This is a genomic window from Microbacterium panaciterrae (assembly GCF_039541635.1).
GTDB classification, from domain to species: domain Bacteria; phylum Actinomycetota; class Actinomycetes; order Actinomycetales; family Microbacteriaceae; genus Microbacterium; species Microbacterium panaciterrae.
Window position 1 is genome coordinate 201024 of the sequence record NZ_BAABGP010000024.1, and the last position, 18798, is coordinate 219821.

An 18798-nucleotide genomic window follows, 5' to 3' on the forward strand; every position below is an offset into this window, starting at 1 on the left:
ATGCGCCGGGCACCAGACTCAGCGCGTCGATCGACGCCGCGGTCCAGGTGACGCCGAAGCCCAGGTGGTCGGGGTCGGGATCGCCGTTCACGACCGGCACGACGACCGAGTACACGTGACCGCTGCGGAGCCCGCCGATCGGGTTCGACGAGCTGTACTGCACCTGGTCGCCGGTGGACAGACCGTGCTGCGGGAACAGCACGGTGTCGGAGGGCGCGGCGCCGCCGTCGGCGTTGAGACCCGTGATGTCGTCGGTGAGCAGGGCACCCTGCGGGTCGGCCAGCGACCGCGCATCGAGCGTCACCGTGCCGCCGGCGAGGATCGTGCTGTTCGCGCCGAAGTGCGCGTCCACTGTCGGGGACGTGGTGGCGTCCGCGCCGGGCAGGCCCACGTTGGCGATGCCGCCGCCGACCACCTTGGCGGTGCCGACGGCCTGCGCGCGATGCGAGATCGCGGTCACGGTGACGCCGTTGGTCGCTCCCGTGCCGAGCACCACATGCACGCCCGTGCCCAGATACGCCTTGACGGTGGGGTTCGCGGTGGCCGATCCGACCGCCGCGCCGATGGTGAGGCCGATCGAGCCCGCTCCCGCCTTGGCGCCGGCGCCTGCGACGGCCGCGTCGTCGGCCGTGACCGAGAGGGATCCGGGCCGCCCGGACACGGTGCCGACGGTCGCGCCGTCATCGACGAAGGCCGAGACCGTGCCGCCGACGGTGGCGATCGCCTTCATGTCGGTGCCGGAGCCGAGGATGCCGCCCGCGCCGCCGGTGACGTTGGTGAGCACGATCGCCCCGCGAATCGCGTGCACGGTGATGGCCGTACCGGGACTGTGGATGTTCGTCGATCCGCCCAGCGCGGCCGCGTCGGTGCCGTCGATGGCGCCGGTCGCGGAGACGGCCGAGACCCCGACGGCGAGCGACACCGAGACGATGTCGAGCCTGGTGGTGGCCGCATCCGTCGCGTCGGTCTGGACGGTGAGCTGACTGCCGGTGACGAGCTCGCCGCCGAACGCCGCGGTGCTGCCGCCATGGTCGGCCGCGGTGGATCCGATGATCCCGACGCTGATCACGAGCGAGGCGTTGACGCTGCTCGTGGTGGAGACGACGGTGTTCTGCTTCACCGCGCTGATCATCGCCGCCCCGGACAGGGTGACCGTGCTGTGCGCGCCGACGGCGGCGGTGACGAGGGCCGCGGACTGTATCGTCGCGTGCGCGTCGTTGGCGCCGGCGGCCCCGAGTCCGCCGATGCTCAGCATGTCGGTGACCGAGGACGCGTTGTTCGTGCCGTTCGCGGTGATCGAGAGCGAGGCCGCGTCGACGCCGACGTCGACCGAGGCGGTGGTCGCGGCGGCGATGTCCGCGGTCGGCACGCTGACGCTGATGCCGATGAGGCCGCCGCCCGAGCCCATCTGCGTCTTGGTGTAGGCGGTGTTGTGCGATTCGGCGTCGAACGTCACGGGGCCCGTGCTCGTGATGGTGCGGGGCGCACCGGCGTAGAGGGCGACCGCCTCGACCTTCGCGGCCGCGCGGATCTCGGCATCGGCGAGGCTCACGGAGATCCCCGCGAGGCCGCCGACGCTCACCACCAGCAGCTGCGACTCGGCACGGTTGGCGCCGATCGCGCTGACGGCGACGCTCGCGGAGCTCGTCACGCTGCCGGAGAGCTCGGCGTGCACGGCGCCGCCCATGAGCGCCTGAGCCGCGAACACGGCGCCCGCGCCGACGAATCCGGCGCTCAGGTTCCTGCCGATCGCGATCGCCTCATTGCGGGCGTTCGGTCCGTGGATGTCGGCGGTCACGGTGACCGCGCCGCCCGACGCGATCGAGGCGCCCGAGCTCACGGTGGCGGCGATGTCGGCGCCGTCCGAGATGGTCGCCTTCGCGACGCCGACGTTGAGCGACAGGCCGGCGATGCCGAGGATGTCGACCTCCGCGTTCGCGTGGTTCTCGCCGCGCGCGTGGACGGTGACGCTGGCGGATCCGCCCACCCGGCCGGTGAGCATCGCGGTGGTGTGCCCGGAGATCGTGGCGATCGGGATCATCGCGGTGATGGCCGCGGCGCCGATCGCGATGCCCGGCGTCGTGGCGCTCACGACGTTGCTGGCGTTGGTCTCGACGTCCACTCCGCCGCTGGTGGTGACGTCGCCGCCGAGCTCGGACTCGGTGTTGCGGCCGCTCGAGGCGATGAGCAGCGTGAAGCCCACCGCGGCGGCACCGGTGGAGATGTTCACCGCGACCGGGGTCATGTCGGTGCGCGTCCCGGTGGCGCTCACCGTGACGCCGGTGCCGCCGATCGTGACCGATCCGTGCGCCGCGGAGGCGGCGCGGGTGGTGCCGGTGTAGTTCAGGATCGCGACGATGCCGCTGATGCCGGCGAGGATGCCGCCCTGCGCCGAGACGGCGAGGATGTTCGGCGACACGTGGTCGGTCGAGGTGACGGTGATCCCGCCGATCGCGCCCCCGGATCCGATCGCCACGTCGCCGATCGTCGCGGTGGTGTCGCCGCTGAGGTTCAGCACCGCGACCGCGACGCCGACGGCTCCGGCGGCGAGCGTGATGCCCACCGCGTAGGCGGTGATGGTGCGGGTCGCGAGGGTCGTGACGTCGATCTTGGTGCCGGCCTCCGGGATGCTCGCACCGGTGTCGATGTGCGCGGCCTGCGAGCTGGTGTCGCTCAGCACCACGATCTGGCCCGTCACGGAGATGCCGGCGACGGATCCGGTGACGGCGATGTCGGTGACGTTCTCGGTCAGGTTCGAGTGCACGCCCACGATGCCCGCGGCGGAGACGCTCGCCGTGTTCGCGACGCCCGCGTCGGTGTGCAGGCCGATCGTGAGGACGGAGATGCCGGCGCCGAGGGCGCCGAGGCCCACGCTCGCCGCGCCCGCGAGGGCGACGACGTCGAGGCGGTCGTCCGCGGTGACCTGCACATCGGACAGCATCGAGTGCACCGTGCCGTAGATGGTGGCGGACGTTCCGGCCGGCGGCGCCGGGTGACCGACGGTCGGGTGGAAGGTGTCGGCCGTGACGGAACCGCCCGGCGATGCCGCGACGAGGCCCTGGTTCGCGCGGTCGCCGCCCGAATACACGTAGCTCGCATACGGGGCGTTGATCGGCGTCCACTTCGTGCCGTCCGCGGCGATCGAGGCGCCCGAGGTGAAGGCGACGTTCGCCTGGTAGTAGTGCCCGCTGCCGTCGGTGACGATCACGCCGTTCTTGTAGGCGTGGCCGGCCTGGTAGTTCGCGACCTTCTGCGCCGCGGTGCCGCTGAGCGCGCTGCCCCAGCCGTCGCCCGATCCGGAGGCCGTGCCGTCGGCCTGATCCTGCGCCGACATGGCCCCGCTGTCGCCCGTGGCGGCACTCTTCGGGTCGGACAGCTCCCAGTACGCCGCGTCGGAGGTCGTGTGCACGTGCGCGGGGTCGCTGTTCTTGCGGGCGACGTAGGTGTGTCCGGAGTCGGTGACCACGTCGCCGGTCGTGTAGCTGTTCGCCGACGAGTAGGCGCCGCGCTGCGGGCCGTTCGCGTCGCTGTTGTACTGGTCTGTGGGGGTCGTGCCGATGGACCAGACCGACACCGCGCCGGCGAGGCCGACGAATCCGCCGCCCACGCTCACCGCGTAGCTGGAGACGTGCTTGATGGCGAGCGCGTTCACGGCGACGGCGCCGTTCGCCCAGACGTCGGCGGTGCCGATGTAACTGGTCACGCTGACGTTCGCGACGCCGATGTCGATGCCGCCCGCCGCGCCCACGAAGCCGCCGGCCACGCCGCCCGCGAAGGTGAGCGAGTCGAGGCGGTCCGTGGCGTTGACCGTCACCGACTGATTCGCCGCGACGCCGCCGATGATCGTGCCGGATCCCTTGTTCACGGTCGTGCCGTCGTCGATCCAGGCGCCCGTGGCGACCGTGAGGATGCTCACCCCGACGTTGCCGCTGACGCCGACGAACCCGGCCGCGAGTCCCGCGACGATGCCGAAGAGCTTCTCGGTGGATCCGGCCTGCACCGCGAGGCCGTGCACCGTCTGCGATCCGAAGGAGTCGTTCGCGATCGTTCCGTCGTCGATGCAGCCCTGGCCGGTGTTCGGGCATCCGTACCCTGCCCCCGTGCCCTTGACGATGACCGTGTTGTTCGTGCCGAGGTGCGCCTGGGTGCTCTTCGTGGCCACGACCACGTCGACGCCCACACCGACGCCGACCCAGCCGACGGCGAGGGAGGCGGTCACGAGGATCAGCGAGGTGTCGTCCGAGGCGAGCACGGCGATGTCGCCGTCCGAGCGCAGCGTGACCGCGTCGCCCGTGTACGCGTTCGTGAAGGTCTTCAGCACGGTGACGCCCACGGTGCCGGCGATGCCGACCGTGGCGCCCGCGGCGGCGAGGTTCACGGAGACGACGGCGTCGCTCGTGTGCGAGACGACCTCGATGTCGTGGCGGGCGTTGACGATCGCGTCGTGGTCGATGAATGCGTCGGCGTGCAGCTCGACGACCCGCACGGCCGCGGACAGACCTACCGCTGCCGTGCCGCTCACCGCGACGGAGGCGGCGAGGCCGAGCGTGCGGTAGTTGTTGCCGGCGGCGACCCGCACGGACTGCCCGGATCCGGCCGCCGCGTCGTCCGCGGCGCAGGCCGCGCTCGCGCAGTTGATCTTTGCGTGGTCGCCGATCGACGCGGTCGTATGCACGGTCAGCACGGAGATGGATCCGGAGAGGTTGACGGCGACCGTTCCGGCGGCGCCCGCGGAGACTCCGAGCGAGGCGATGTAGTCGCTGTTGGTCGCGGTGACCGCGACCCCGGAGAACCCGGACGAGGTGCCGGTCGTGATGGTCTGCGGGCCGGTCTGCCGGCCGTCGGCGCCGGGCAGCTGTCCGGAGCGGACGAAGCTGTGCGAGCGGCCTGCGCCCGTGGAGCTGAACGTGATCGGAACCTTCGCGCCCGGCACGGCCATTCCGTCGTGCTTGCAGTCGTCGGCGTTCAGCGTCGCCTCGCACTTGGTGCGCGCGATCTGGAAGTGGGTCGGCGTGTGGTCGACGACGTAGTAGGTCGCGCCGTCCACGAGTCCGCCGATGGGGGTGCCGCCGCCGGCGCTGTACACGACCGGGTCGCCGTCCGCGGCGTTCGGGTCGTACGGGAGCACGATGTAGTCGGTGCCGACATCGACGGGGGCGTTGAAGCGCGGGGCGTCGTCGCCCGCGGCGCCGGGGGTGTTGGTGGGGATGAAGCGCTGAGATTCGCTCATCATCCCGGAGGGCAGGGACATGCCGGTGATGATCGGGGAGTCCGCGTTCGGGCCCCGGATCTGGATGCACGTCCCGCATCCGTTCACCAGGTGCACGAAGTACGTCGCGCCGTCGGAGAGGCCCGTGATGGGCGAGCCGCCGCCCGCGTCGTAGACGACCTGCTGACCCTCGACGAAGTTGTGCGTGTAGCCGAGGTTGATCGTCGTGCCGTCCAGCATCAGACCCTGCGGCAGCGGTGCGTGCGGCAGCGGTACCGGGTAGCCGCCCTGGTAGCCGCGCGGGTCGAATCGGGTGTCCGTGCCCGAGGTGCTGTAACCGCCCGTGTTGACCGTGCCGTGCGTGGTGGCGCCGCCGAGCGCGGTGACGACGGCGGAGGACCCGATGGTCGCGTTCGTGGTCTTGGTGACGACGGGCACCGCGACGCCCGCGCCGATCGCGGCCGTGCCGCCGACGCTGATGTTGCCCGCGATCACGAAGAGACTCAGTGCCTCGTCGGCGGAGACAATGACGTTGCCGCCCGCCCGGACGTTCGCGCTGGACCCGATCCCTGCGGTCGTCGTCACGCTGATCACGGGGACCGCCGCGTTGACGGTGACCGCGGCCGTGCCTCCGACCGCGACGCCCGCCGAGATCGACTTGATGTCTTCGCTCGAGGTCGAGGTGACGACGACGTCGCCGTTGGCGTGCACGGTGGACGACGAGCCGATGTTCGCCGAGGTCGTCTTGTGCAGATCCTCGACGTCCAGGCCGACGCCCACGCCCGCCGTCCCACCGACCGCCACCGCACCCGCGAGCGCGAGGATCGTCGTCGTGTCGGACGCGGTCACGGCGACCGCCTGCGAGGTGTTGGCGCTCGAATTCGTGCAACTCGCGCCGACGCAGTTCACGGTCGTGCCGGAGCCGATGCCGGCCGTGGTGACGTCCGTAAGCACGTCGATCGCGACGGATCCCGCGACCCCCGCGTTGTTGCCACCGGCCCCGGCGACCGCGACGAGAAGGATGTTGCCGACCTGCGTCGCAGAGACCGTGAGCCCCGTGCTGCCGTCGGCCTCGATGTCGGCGTGGTCGCCGATCGTCGCGACCACGTCGCCGTTGCGGACCAGGAGAGCGAGCGAGGCGCCGATGCCGGCGCTGCTCGTGGAGATCGCGACGTTGCCGGAGGCGATGCTGAGCTTGTCCGCGTGGTCGGAGGCGGTCACCGCGATGTCGCCGCCGGCGTGCACGACCGCGTTGTCGCCGATCGTGGCCGATGTGGCGTGATCGCCCGGGTTGATCACGATGACGGCGAACGTGCCGGCGACGGCCGCGCTCGAGTCGGAGGCGCTGCCGCCGACGACGATCTCGAGGAGGTTCTCCGTCGAGGTCGCGGTGACCGAGACGCCGCCGCCCGCGGCGACCTTCGCGCCAGCGCCGATCCGCGCCTTCACGTCCTTCGTCATGACCAGCACGAGGATGGATCCGGCGACCGAGGCGGATCCTCCGCTGAGCGCGAGCCCGCCGGAGACGTCCACGATGTGCGTGTCGTCCTGGGCGGAGACGGTCACGGACTGGCCGGAGTCGCCCGTCGTGGTCTGGTTGACCTTCGCGCTGTCGCCGATGTACGCCTCGGTGTCGAACAGCAGCACGTCGACCACGATGGTCGCGCTGACGGCGAGTCCGTCGCCGCCGACCGCGCCGCCGAGGGCGAACGACGAGATCGCGGGGAGATGGTTGTCGATCGTGCTGTTGCCGGTGGTCGGCGCGAGCGGCGCATAACCCTGATGCGCCGTGACGTCGATCGCGCCGGACGCCTGCAGCGTCGTCACGGCGGCCGAGCCCGTGCAGTCGGGATCGGTGGTCGGGTCGGAGCCCGAGCAGACCGAGGCGATCGTGCCGACGGCGGGCAGGATGTTCACGGCGAACGCGCCGCCGATGCCCTTGCCGCTCGTGGACAGCGCTCCGGAGAGGGCGAGGTTGAGCAGGCGCATGTCGGTCACGGCGTTGACGTCGATGCCCGCGGTCGAGGTGACGGTGGCTCCCTGGCCGATCCGCGCCGCGGTGTACAGGTTCAGCACGTTGATGCCCGCCGAGGCGGCGACGCTCGTGCCCGACTTGCCGCCGGCGGCGGCGAACGCCCAGACGATGAAGTCGTCGTGCTTGCCCGCAGGGGTGATCGCCTCGACGGTGATGCCGGCGCCGGTCACTGTGGCGCCCTGCTGCACGTGCGCCTTGTTCGTCAGGTTCAGGTAGTTGAAGCCGATCGCGGCGCCGATCTCGGTGCTGCCCGACGTCAGGTCGATCGCACTGCTGATGGCCTTGGCGGTGTTGCCGGTGAGATCGGACGCGCTGACCGTGACCGTGCCGCCCGTGGCCGTCACCGTGATGCCGGCGCCGACGCGGGCCTCGTTGGTGGCCTCGATCCAGTTCCAGGCGATGGATGCCGCGAACCCGGTGCCGCCGCCGCTCTGGCCGGTCTTGCCGCTCGAACTGCTGTTCGCCGACGTGGTCTGGTCGTTCGACTTCGGCGTGGTGCTGCCGTCGGTCGCGCCGCTGGTGTTCGGGTTGTCCTTGATCTGCTGGTCGGACTTCTTGTCGGCCTTCGTGTCGGAGTTGCCGGAGTCGTCGCTGGTGCCGCGCGCACTCGCCGTCGCCTTGGCGCTGTCTGCCATCTCCGAGGTCGACGAGATGGCGACCGAGGTGGCCGTCACCGAGCGATCTGTGGCCGCCAGGGTCACCCAGTTCAATACGACGTTCAGCGCGACCACCGCGCCGACGGCGACATCCTTGCTCGCGGCATCCGCCGCTCCCACGGTGTCGATCTCGTTCGTGTGCTCCGCGGTGATGCTCAAGGCGCCGGTCGCGGTGAGCGCGGCGCCGGTCCCGAGGCGGGCGGTGACGTTGTCGTAGTTGCTCACGACCAGCGCGACCGCGGGCGTGATGGCCGGGTTGTCGCCCGACGTCTTCGTACCCGCCTCGACCTCGGTCGAGATCTGGCGCCACCCCTTGGCCTCGAGTTCGACGGCTCCTGCGCCCGTGACGGATGCGCCGTTCTCCACCTCGGACCGGACGCGGTTCGACGAGAGCGAGGGGGTGTCCTGCCCGACGAGGATGTTGAGGGCGACCGATGCGCCGACCCCCACCGAATCGCCGGTCTCCGCCTTCGCGGATGCCTTCGACGCGTCGCGCTCGTTGCTGCGGCTCTTCATCGTGAGGTCGTCGCCGCTGAGGGTGACAGACGCCCCGGTCGGCACAACCGCTTCGGTGCGGTTCTTCACGATGTTGATCGACACGGCGCCGGCGACGCCGATCGTCGTCGAATCGCCCGCGCCTGCCTCGGCCTGCGCCTCGATCTCGTGCTCGTCGAGACGGAAGATCTGGTCGGTCGTGGGAGAGGCCGGGAGGTCGACTCCATGCGCGAACGGACCTGCGACCGTGCTCCACGCATGCCCGCTGGACGCGAACCGGTAGAGCCCTGCCGTGTGCCCGAGTCCGTCATCCGCGGTGAGCTGGTAGTAGTCCTTGTCCTTCGGGCCGTCGGTGGGAAGCTTCTCGCCCGAGTTCGCGGTGCGGAACAGCCAGGTCGTGCCGTTCCACTGGTACAGGCTTCCCTGTGGGTGGGAGTCCTTCGCCTTCGTCAGGGTGAACCAGGCGTCGGCCGCGGGCGAAGTCGGGAAGGTATCGCCGCTCGTCGGAATCGTGCTCGTCGGGCTCTGCGCATCCCAGCTGCCCGAGCTGTTGTACTTGTAGACGCCCTTGTTGTTGCTGCCATCGTCCTTCGTGAGCACGAAGTACGCGCCGTCGTACGGGCCGGGCAGGTCCTTGCCGCGGTCGATCACGTCCCAGGACGTGCCGTTCCAGTGCCGCAGCACGTCGTGGTTGTTCGGGTCGGCGATGTCGGTGACCCCGGCCTCCGCGTCCAGGCCCGTCGCCACGATCGTCGAGACGCCGGTGGTCGCGCGGTTGGTGATGTCGACCGAGTTGACGCCGACGCCGGCACCGACCCCGACCGCGGCCTTCGCGGTGGTGTCGCCCTTGCCGTGCGCGGAGGAGTCGGTGTGCGCCGAGCTCTTCAGCGTCAGCACCCCACCCGCCGTGATGGTCAGCCCGTCGGCGATCGTCGCGGTGCTGATCGTCGTGACGATGTTAATCGCGAGCGCGGCGGCCACCGAGAGCGACGGCGAGCTCGAGCTGCTGTTGTCCTGGCCGTCCGCCGTTCCGGTCTTCGGGGTCGAGGTCTTGCCCGAATCCTTGCCTGCGGCGTTGTTGTCCTTCTGCGTGGTGTTCGCGTTGCCGAGGTTGTTGTCGGCCTTGCTGTTCGTGTCCTGGCCGTCATTCGAGGCGCCGCTCGCGGCGGCCTCGGCCTCGCTCGTGGTCTGCGAGCTGCCGGTCGCGGAGAAGGTGATCGCGCCCTGCGCGTTCAGGCTGCGGTCGGTGTGCGCGTCGACGGCGTGGTTCACGACCGCGAGCGCGAGGGACAGCCCGATCCCGGCGGTGGAGCCCACCGTGGTGTCGCCCTTCGCGGTGGTGTCGACCGCGCCCGTGAAAGCAGCGCTCACGGCGATGGCACCGCTCGCCTGCACCAGGAGGCCCGCCCCGAGGGCGGCCTGCGACGATTCGTTCGCGATCGATACCGCGACGGAGGGGGTGACGGTCACTTTGCCGCCCTTGCCACCCGCATCGGTCTCGTTCGTCAGCGCATCGGCGTTCGTCGAGTTCAGCGTGATGTTGCGCGCTCCGGAGAGCGGAGGGCCGTTGGCGGCAGCGGTGTTCAGGTCGAAGCCGGTGAAGACGTCGTTGTTGACGAGGTTGAGGGCGACCGAGGCGCCGATCCCGACGGTGGCGCCGCCTTCCTGGTCGGCGGAGGCCTTGGTCGTGCTGCTGCCCGAGGATCCGGCCGTCATCGTCACGTCGCCGACGCCGGTGATGTAGACGCCACCGCCGCCAGCCGGCGATGCGTGCACCTCGGCGGTGGTCTTCTCGTTCACGAGGTTCATCGCGAAGGCGCCCGCGAGCCCCAGCGTGCCGTCGGAGCTGGACGCGCCGGCGGTGGCCTCGGCGTCGATCGCGTGCGTGCCGCTCGGAACCGTGTTCATCGTCGCGGACAGGGTCAGGCCGGTCGCGGCGTGGACCGTGCTGCCGGCGCCGATCGAGGCGTCATTGGTGATGTTCACGAGGTTGACCGCGACCGCGGCGCCGATCGTGAGGGTCGAGCCGGTGCTGGCCTTGCCCGTCGCGATGGCCTTGGCGTGCGTGGTGTTCGTGGTCGTGAGCGTCACCTGGCCGTTGCTCGCGGTGACGGACTGGCCGTCGGCGAGCCGTGCGGTGGAGGTCGAGTCGACGATGTTGAACACGATCGCGGCCGCGACGCTGATCGAGGTGCCGCCGCTGCCGCCGGCGCCGTCTCCGGACTTCGCCGCCGGGGTTTTGCTGCGACTGCCCGAGCCGCCGTTCGTGGTCGAGCGCCCGTTCGCGAAGGAGGCCTGGCTGTCGCCCTTGCCGTTCACGGTCGTGGGGTCGCCGCTCGGATCGCTCGCGTTCTGCTCGCCCTTCGCGCCCGCGACGCTCGCGCTGGCCTCGGTGTCGGTGTCGCTCGCGTCATCGGCCCGGAAGCTCACGCCGCCTCCGTCGGACACTGCGTTGCGGCCGAGGGACGAGTCGGAGCGGTGCGTGGCCAGTGTCATCGCGAACGACGCGCCGATGGCGAGGTCGCCCCCGTCGGTGGCGCCGGTCGCCGTGGTCACCGCCTTCGCCGTCTGGCTCGCGTGCGCGGCGATCGCACCGGTGGTGTGCAGGTCGGCGCCGTCGGCGATCCCTGCGGACGTGGAGACGTTGTCGACGTTGAGGGCGACCACGGCGGTGAAGGTGAGGCTGCCGCCGCCCTTCGCGCCGCTCTTCGCGGTCGTGCCGCTGTCGCTCGCGCCGGTGGCGTTGAGAGTCAGTGCGTGCACGCCCGCCAGGGTCGCACCGCTGACGACGCCCGCGTTCGTGGAGTTGTCGACGATGTCGATCGAGATCGACGCTCCGACGCCGATGGACTTGCCGCTGCCGTCCTTCTTCGAGGTCGCGTCCGTGCGATCCTGCACATTCGATCCGCCGGTCAGCGTGAGGTCCGCGTTGACGGTCGGGGTGCCGCGCACCTCGGCGCGGGTCTTCAGGACGGCGACGTTGACGGCGAGGGATCCGGCCACGCCGACGGATCCGCTGCCGGAGGCGCCCGACTGCGCGGTCGCCCCGTACTGCGACTGCCCCGGCGCGACGGCCTCGACCGTGACGCCCGTGGCGTTCAGCGTGGCGCTGCCGGCGAGATACGCCTCGGTCGTGAAGGTCGCGACGTTCACCGCGATGCCGATGCCCACCCCGCCGGATCCGTCCGCGTTGCCGCCCGACGCGGATGCGGCGTCGACGTTCTTGGCGCCTGCGTGAACGGTCTGCGTGCCGCCCGTCGTGACGACGAGCGTGCCGGATGCGGGGGCGATGTAGGCGTGCGTGCCACCCGTGAGGATGACGACGCCGAGGGCGCCGGCGACCCCGGAGCTGCTGCCGCTCGTGCCGCCGGCGTCGCCGTCGGCGGTCTTCGCCTGGCCGTTCGCCCGGCTCGGGTCGTTGACGCTCTTGTCGTTTCCGGTGGAGCCCTTCGGGCTGGTTTGCGCGGTGGCGTTCGCGGCCTGGTCGCTGTCGGCCGCGACGGAGAGGTCGGCCGCGGTGAGGGCCGTGGCCGAGGCGGTGTCGATCGCCGCGGTCGTGTTCTGATGCACGAACACCACCGCGATGCCGGCGCCGCTGCTCGCGGGGCTGGCGTCTCCCGTCGCAGCGACGTTCACGTGGTTGATCGCGTGCAGGGCGACGTCGCCGGTCGCGGCGAGGGTCGACGTGCCGGTGAGCGTGGTGAGGGCGTTGCTGAAGACCGTGACCGTGGCGACAGCCGCGTCCTGCTGCGACGAGGATCCGTCGGCTCCCGCACTCCCCTGGCTCTTGCCGCTGTCGACCTGCGGATTCGCCGTGCCGTGCACGTCGGAGGTCGTGGTGAACATGGCCGTCGACCCGCTGCTCAGCTGCGCGGACCCGCCGACGGAGACGGTCGCGCCGGCATCGATGATGAGGTTGTCGGTGTACTTCTCGTTCGCCGTGAAGGTAGGCACGGACGCGGTCGCGGACAGGGCGAGGGCGCCGGTGGTGTGGATCGAGCCGCCCTGCACCGTGACGGCCGCGTGGTCGCTCACGATGATCCCGTAGAACGAGTCGGGGGTCACGGTCGAGGTGGCGGTCGCGGTGAGGGTGTTCGCGGTCACCGCGGCGTCGGTGAAGGAGATCGAGGTGTCGGCGCAGTGCGTCGCCGGAGTCCCGCTCACGAGGCAGGCCACCGCGTTCGAGAACCCGCCGGTGACGGTCTGCGTCGCGGTGAGGGAGACGTCGCCGGCGGTGAGGCTCATCCCGCTGTCGAACAGGATCTGCCGGAACACCACGGTGAGGTGAGCGGCTGCGAGGTCGAGGGCGCCCTGCAGGTGCAGGACGTCGTTGCCGGTGCCCTGGATCGTGAGGGAGTTCGTCGGGATCACGAAGTCGGTGACCTCGGCCGCCCCGGGGCAGTTCATGTTCATACTGCCGGCCACGGCGGACGGGGACAGCGTGCAGGTCGCATCCGCGGAGCCGAGATCGAATGCGATGTCGGCCGAGGTGTTCACGGTCATCGGCGCGATGCGCGCGTAGATCACAGTGGTGTGGTCGAGGACGACCGTGCCGGAGTGCGCGTCGACGGGGCTCGAGACCGTCTTCGCCGCCGCGCCCGCGAAGTTCAGGGTGTTGAAGCCGGTGCCGCCGTCGAAGCGGATCGTGAGCGCCGGGTCGACCGACCCGCGATCGATCACGAGCGTGTCGTCGTGGCCGCCCTGGACGTCGATCTCGGTGAGACCGGCGAGCGCCGTCGAGACCGTGCCCGCCGGGGTGGTGAAGCTGACCGTGCCGTCCGTGTGGAACGCGAGCGTTCCGGTGCCGGCGGGCAGCTGCACGGTCCAGGTTCCGGGCACCACGGTCGGGGCGGCGGGCGGGGCGGCGGGGGTGGGCGTGGCCGGTACGGTCGCGGAGGGGGCCGAGGTCGGCGCGGGTGCCGTGCCCGCAGGCGCGGAGGGAGCGGGGGCCGGATCCGTCCCGGGCGCCGGAACGGTCACAGGCGCGGGAGCGGGAGCAGGAGCGGGAGCCGGCGCGGGAGCAGGGTCGGGAGCCGGAGCAGTGGCGGGAGCCGGCGCGGGTGCCGGCGCGGGAGCGGGAGCCGGCGCGGGTGCCGGCGCGGGAGCGGGAGCGGGAGCCGGGGCCGGAGCGGGAAGCAACGCGGCGTCGACGCCGTAGCTCTCTCCGGCCGACAGGGAGGGCGTCATCACCGTGCCAGGTGTGTGGTCGAGACCGAGCACATGCCCGAGTTCGTGGCGGACCACGGTGAGCAGGTCCATGTGCGCGGATGCCGGGTCGCCCGGGAAGGTCACGTCCCAGCCCCAGCCGGCGGCGTGCGCGTCGATGACGACGGAGCCGCCGTCCTCGCTGCCGAGCCAGCCGGCTCCGAGATCGCCCACCGAAGCGCTGAATCCGGAGAAGTCGGCCGCAGGATCGACGGCCACCCATTCGGCCTTCGCCTGCGAGACGGCGGCGTCGAGCTGCCCCTGGGTGAGCACCGCCGAGGCGTCCACCGGGGTCGCCGGTGCGGAGTCCGCCATGAGCGGCGACGGGGCGGGTGTCGGCGTCGTGGTATCGGTCGTACCGGTGCCCGTGGTTCCCGTCCCGGTCGTTCCCGTCCCCGTGGTTCCCGTCCCGGTCGTCCCGGTCCCGGTGGATTCGGTCCCCGTGGATCCCGTCCCGGTCGTCCCCGTCCCGGTCCCCGTGGATCCTGTCCCCGTCGTTCCCGTCCCGGTGGAGGGAGTGCCCGACGAGCAGGTGACGGAGTTTCCATCGGCGCTGCGCACGCAGTGCATCTGGGATGCCTGGCTCTGCGGCGTCTGCGTCGTCGCGGGTGCCGGCGCGGGATCGGGTGCGGGTGTCACCGTGACGACGGTTGTCCCTGTGTCTGTGGAGGGGGCGGCGACGGTTGCGGACGTCGCCGCTGCGGCGGCGGCCGCCGCAGCCTGGGCTGCCGCTTCCTGCTGCGCCTGCTGCACCGCCGCCTCGTACGCGGCCTTCTCGGCGAGGTACGCGTTCAGCGCGTCGGCGTAGGCCGCGAACGCCTGCTGCGCGATCAGCCCCTGGAGCCGCGCCTGACTGTTCGCCAGGTCCGAGCTCAGCGCCACGACCGGCGCTGCCGGCGCGTGCTGCGCCGCGATCGGTGCCGCATCGACGGGCAGCGGCACCGCGGATGCGCTGGTGGGGAACGACATGACGAGGGCCGTCGCGAACGCGGCGATGACCGCCACGGCGCGCGAGCGCCAGCTGCGCGCGACCGACAGATCAGGCACGCGCTGCCCCAAGTCATCCGTCCTGGCGATCACCAAGACCTCCCAGCTCCGTAGAACGCACAGCTCCATAGAACCGGTAGACGCGCTCCCCCACGCGGATACCGAGACAAGTGTTACTCGCACTGACGCTCCCCCGTCAAGAGCGACATCGGCGGGCGGTCGCCGCCGTGTCGCGGAGGAACGTCCGCGACACAGAACGGGCCGTATGTCAGGGACGGCATACAGGCTGTTCCTGCGGCGTTTCCCGGGTGCCGGCGCTTCCCCGATCGGGCGGAGAAGCAGAACACCCCCGACTCCTCCGCACGGAGGACTCGGGGGTGTTGCGAGCGATGCGGCCGCTACTTGGCGGCGCCGACGGGCTCCTTGGCCTTCTCAGCCTTCGCCGGAGCGGCCTCCGCGACCGGACGCGGACGAGCCGCGAACTCCTCGAACACGGCGCGCGGCGTCTGCACGGCCTCGAGCCCGACGATGTCGCGACCGAGCCAAAGGTTGTTCCACCAGCCCCAGAGCACGCGGAACTTGCGCTCCCACGACGGCATGGCCAGGCCGTGGTAGCCGCGGTGCGCGATCCAGGCCAGGAAGCCCTTCAGCGCGAGCCCGCCCGACTGGAAGACGCCGTTGTAGAGGCCGAGACCGGCCACCGCACCGAGATTCTTGTGGAAATACTCCTTCGTGTCCTCGCCGCGCAGCACCGCGACGAGGTTCTTGGCGAGGCGCTTGGCCTGGCGCACCGCGTGCTGGGCGTTCGGCACGCACATGCCGCCGACGCCGCCGCCGGACAGGTCGGGCACGGCAGAGACATCGCCGGCCGCCCACGCGCCCTCGATGAACTCGTCCGCGGTCCCGACGCGCAGGTCGGCGCGGGTCTGGATCCGGCCGCGCTCCTCGACGAGCAGGTCCCCGCCGCGCACGACGGTCGGGTTCGCCATGACGCCGGCGGTCCAGATGATGAGATCGCTCGGAATGACCTCACCCGTGGAGAGCTCGACGTTGCCGTCGACGGCGCCCTTGACCTGTGTGTCCAAGTGCACGTTCGCACCGCGCTTGGCGAGATCCTTGAGCACCCACTCGCTGGTCTTCAGCGACACCTCGGGCATGATCCGGCCCATCGCCTCGATGAGGTGGAAGTGGGTGTCGTCGAACGTCAGCTGCGGGTACTTCGCGATCAGCGAGGAGGCGAAGGAGCGCAGCTCCGCGAACGCCTCGATGCCCGCGAAACCGCCGCCGACCACGACGACCGTGAGCAGGCGATCCCGCTCGGGGCCGGCCGGGATGGACGCCGCCTTGTCGAAGTTGGACAGTAGCGTGTCACGCACGGCCACGGCCTCTTCGATGGTCTTGAGGCCGATCGCGTTGTCGGCGATGCCCGGGATCGGGAAGGTGCGCGACACCGCGCCGGCGGTCACGACGATCTGGTCGTACGCGAACTCGTACGACTCGCCGACCGTCGGGGTGATCGTGGCGACCTTCTCAGCGTGGTTGATGCCGGTCACCTTCGCGGTGACGACGTGCGTGCGCTTCAGGTGGCGACGGTGCGAGACGACGGCGTGGCGCGGCTCGATGGATCCGGCGGCCACCTCGGGCAGGAACGGCTGGTAGGTCATGTACGGCAGCGGGTCGACCATGGTGACCTCCGCCTCGCCGCGGCGCAGGTGCTTCTCCAGCTTCCAGGCGGTGTAGAAACCGGCGTATCCACCGCCCACGATCAGGATCTTGGGCACAGCGCGGTTCTTCGCCACAGTGTTGTCTGCCACAGGGGCACAACTCCTCGTAATCAGGATTTTGGCGTGCGATGTGCGCGCGCCGAACGGATGCGCCGGGCAGCAGCGGTGACGCCAAGCGCTATCAGAATACCAGGCACGGTGAGCGCGACGAGCGGCAGGGTACCGTACAGCAGCGAATCCGGGCTGGGCACGAGCGGAGAGCCCACCACGGTCGGCGTATCGGCCTGCGGCAGGGGCGGGATCGCGGCCGGGGTCCTGGTGGGCTGGGCCGGCTGGGCGGCAGGGGCGCGCCGGTGCAGGCGGATCCATTCCGACAGATCCCCCAGCGGGTTCGCGGTGACCGGCGGCAGCGACGCGGAGACCGCCGCCGCCGCGTCGACCAGGCCGTACCCGTACTGCGGGTCGGGGTACGACGTCGCCTGGGCCGCGGGATGGGCGGTCTGGATCACCTGGTTGATCACGTTGTCGGCGTCCATGTCCGGGTGCGCTGCCCGCACCAGCGCGACGATCCCGGCGACGATCGGCGCGGCGCCGCTGGTGCCGTTCCACGTCTCGATCGTGCCGTTCGCGTCCACCCCGAGCAGCGCCTCGCTGGGCGCGGACACCGCGATCGTGATGCCCTGCGTGGAGGCGGAACGGCTCGCCACCCCGCGCTGATCCACTCCCCCGACGGTCAGCACGCCGGGAATCGTCGCCGGGGCGCCGACCATGGTCGTGCCGCTGCCGCGGTTGCCGGCGGCGACCACGACCACCACGTCATGGTCGAAGGCGTAGAGGAAGGCGTCGTCCCAGCTCTGATCCCACTCCAGCGTGTTGGTCGTGAAGGACAGGTTGATCACGTTCGCGCCGTGGTCGACGGCCCACACCATCGCGTCCGCCACCTGCTTCGCGAACGGCACCGGCGCCGTGGTGCCGAACCCGAGCGAGATCGACAGCAGCTTCGCCTCCGGGGCGACACCGATCATGCCGGTGCCGTCGGGACGCGCCCGGCCCGCGGCGAGCGACGCGACCCTTGACCCGTGGTCGCTGTCCAGCGGTCCCAGCGGTGTGCGCCCGTCGGAGGATCCGATCCCGGAGACGTCGGTGCCGTCCGCGACCGCGCCGTCGAACTGCTGCGGGCCCTTCGCGATCCCGGTGTCGATGACCGCGATCGTGACGCCCGCGCCGCGCGTGGTCTTCCACGCCGTGTCGACGTGCGCACCGCTGATCCAGTACTCGGCGGCGCGCTCCGGATCGGCGGGAGGCGTCGGGCTCGGCGTCGCGGCCACGAGCGGCAGCACGAGCGCGAGCAGGATCCCCGCGATGACGATGCGCCCCCGCGGATCCGCGCGCCGCGACGGCGGCAGCAGTGTCATCGCGCCCGTCTCATCGCGCCTGCGCGGCCCCGGGCTCTGCGCACTCGCAGCGCTCCGGCGACCAGGTCGAGCGCAGCAGCGCCGCGTCCCCGATCGGATTGACGCCGGGACCGGCGGCGAGCGCGTGACCGGCGAGCGCGTGCAGGCACTTCACCCGGGTAGGCATGCCGCCCGCGGACACCCCGGCGATCTCGGCGACGTCGCCGTACGCGGCCCGATCGGCGAGATAGGCCTGGTGCGCGCGGAGGTAGGCCGCCGCCGTGTCGTCGTCCTCCAGCAGGGCGGCGAGCTCCGGCATCACGTGATCGGCCTCGAGCGTCGACAGAGCGGACGCGGCGGCCGGGTGGGTGAGGTAGTAGAACGTCGGGAACGGCGAGCCGTCGGGAAGCCGCGGCAGCGTCGCGACCACGGTCGGATTGCCGCACACGCATCGCGCGGCGATGCCGACCACACCGCGCGCCTCACGCCCGAGCTGCGCCGACACGACCGCGAGCTCGGCCTCGGTGGGCGGGGCGAAGGGTGGCGTGGTCACCCCTCCAGGGTACGGGGTCTTCCCGGGGAGGACCGTCTGAGTCGTCTCAGTGCGCGGCGCCGGTGGCGGTCTGGGCGAGGCCCGCGCCCGTCACGCTCCGCAGCAGCTGCGCGGCCCAGTCCGAGGAGCGCTCCTGCGGCTTGTCGCTGACCGGGGCCTGATCCTTCGGCTGCGCGGCCGCGGCGATGTCGTTGTCGATCAGGTACACGACCTCGCCGGGCTTCACGTAGAACAGCCGCTCCCTGGCCTGCGCGGTGATGTAGGCCGGATCGTTCCAGCGCGCGCGCTCGGCCTTCAGATCATCGATCTTCTGCTGCGTGACCTGGACCGAGTGCTCGAGAGCTGAGATCTTCTGCTTCTGGTCGAGGTACGTGCCCAGTGTCGGCACGAGCACCCAGGCGCCGAGCACGACCAGCGACAGCATGATCACCATGAAGCCGCTGAGACGGATCCCGCCGACCCAGCCGCGCACGTCGACCTGCGCCGTGCGCTCAGACGCCGAAGGAGGAGTCCGCCGTGTGGTCATGACTCCTCCTCCGT

General features: G+C 71.3%; 5 protein-coding genes (1 of these 5 cut by a window edge). All 5 read right to left on the reverse strand.

Going from position 1 to position 18798, the window contains the following annotated elements:
- Positions 1 to 14647: the beginning of an Ig-like domain-containing protein gene (locus ABD882_RS17475; protein WP_345188707.1), read on the reverse strand. 15455 nt of this gene lie to the left of the window's left edge; 14647 of the gene's 30102 nt are visible here — the first part of the coding sequence; it begins with the start codon at positions 14645 to 14647; its stop codon lies beyond the left edge, outside the window.
- Between the two features lie 338 nt (positions 14648 to 14985).
- Positions 14986 to 16368, reverse strand: a complete 1383-nt coding sequence (locus ABD882_RS17480) for an NAD(P)/FAD-dependent oxidoreductase (protein ID WP_345188796.1) — start codon at positions 16366 to 16368, stop codon at positions 14986 to 14988.
- A gap of 53 nt (positions 16369 to 16421) precedes the next feature.
- A complete protein-coding gene (locus tag ABD882_RS17485; RefSeq protein ID WP_345188708.1) occupies positions 16422 to 17726 on the reverse strand; it encodes a S8 family peptidase in 1305 nt (434 codons plus the stop codon).
- A 10-nt stretch (positions 17727 to 17736) separates the two neighbouring features.
- Positions 17737 to 18258, reverse strand: coding sequence for a DUF501 domain-containing protein (locus ABD882_RS17490; protein WP_345188710.1), 522 nt, complete (start codon positions 18256 to 18258; stop codon positions 17737 to 17739).
- Between the two features lie 46 nt (positions 18259 to 18304).
- The gene (locus ABD882_RS17495) at positions 18305 to 18784 is read right to left on the reverse strand and encodes an FtsB family cell division protein (protein WP_345188711.1); all 480 of its coding nucleotides are present in this window, start codon (positions 18782 to 18784) and stop codon (positions 18305 to 18307) included.
- Between the last annotated feature and the right edge of the window lie 14 nt (positions 18785 to 18798).

Coding starts and splice junctions, on each gene's coding strand:
- ABD882_RS17495 (WP_345188711.1), bottom strand. CDS start 18,784: ATGACCACACGGCGGACTCCTCCTTCGGCGTCTGAGCGCACGGCGCAG.
- ABD882_RS17485 (WP_345188708.1), bottom strand. CDS start 17,726: ATGACACTGCTGCCGCCGTCGCGGCGCGCGGATCCGCGGGGGCGCATC.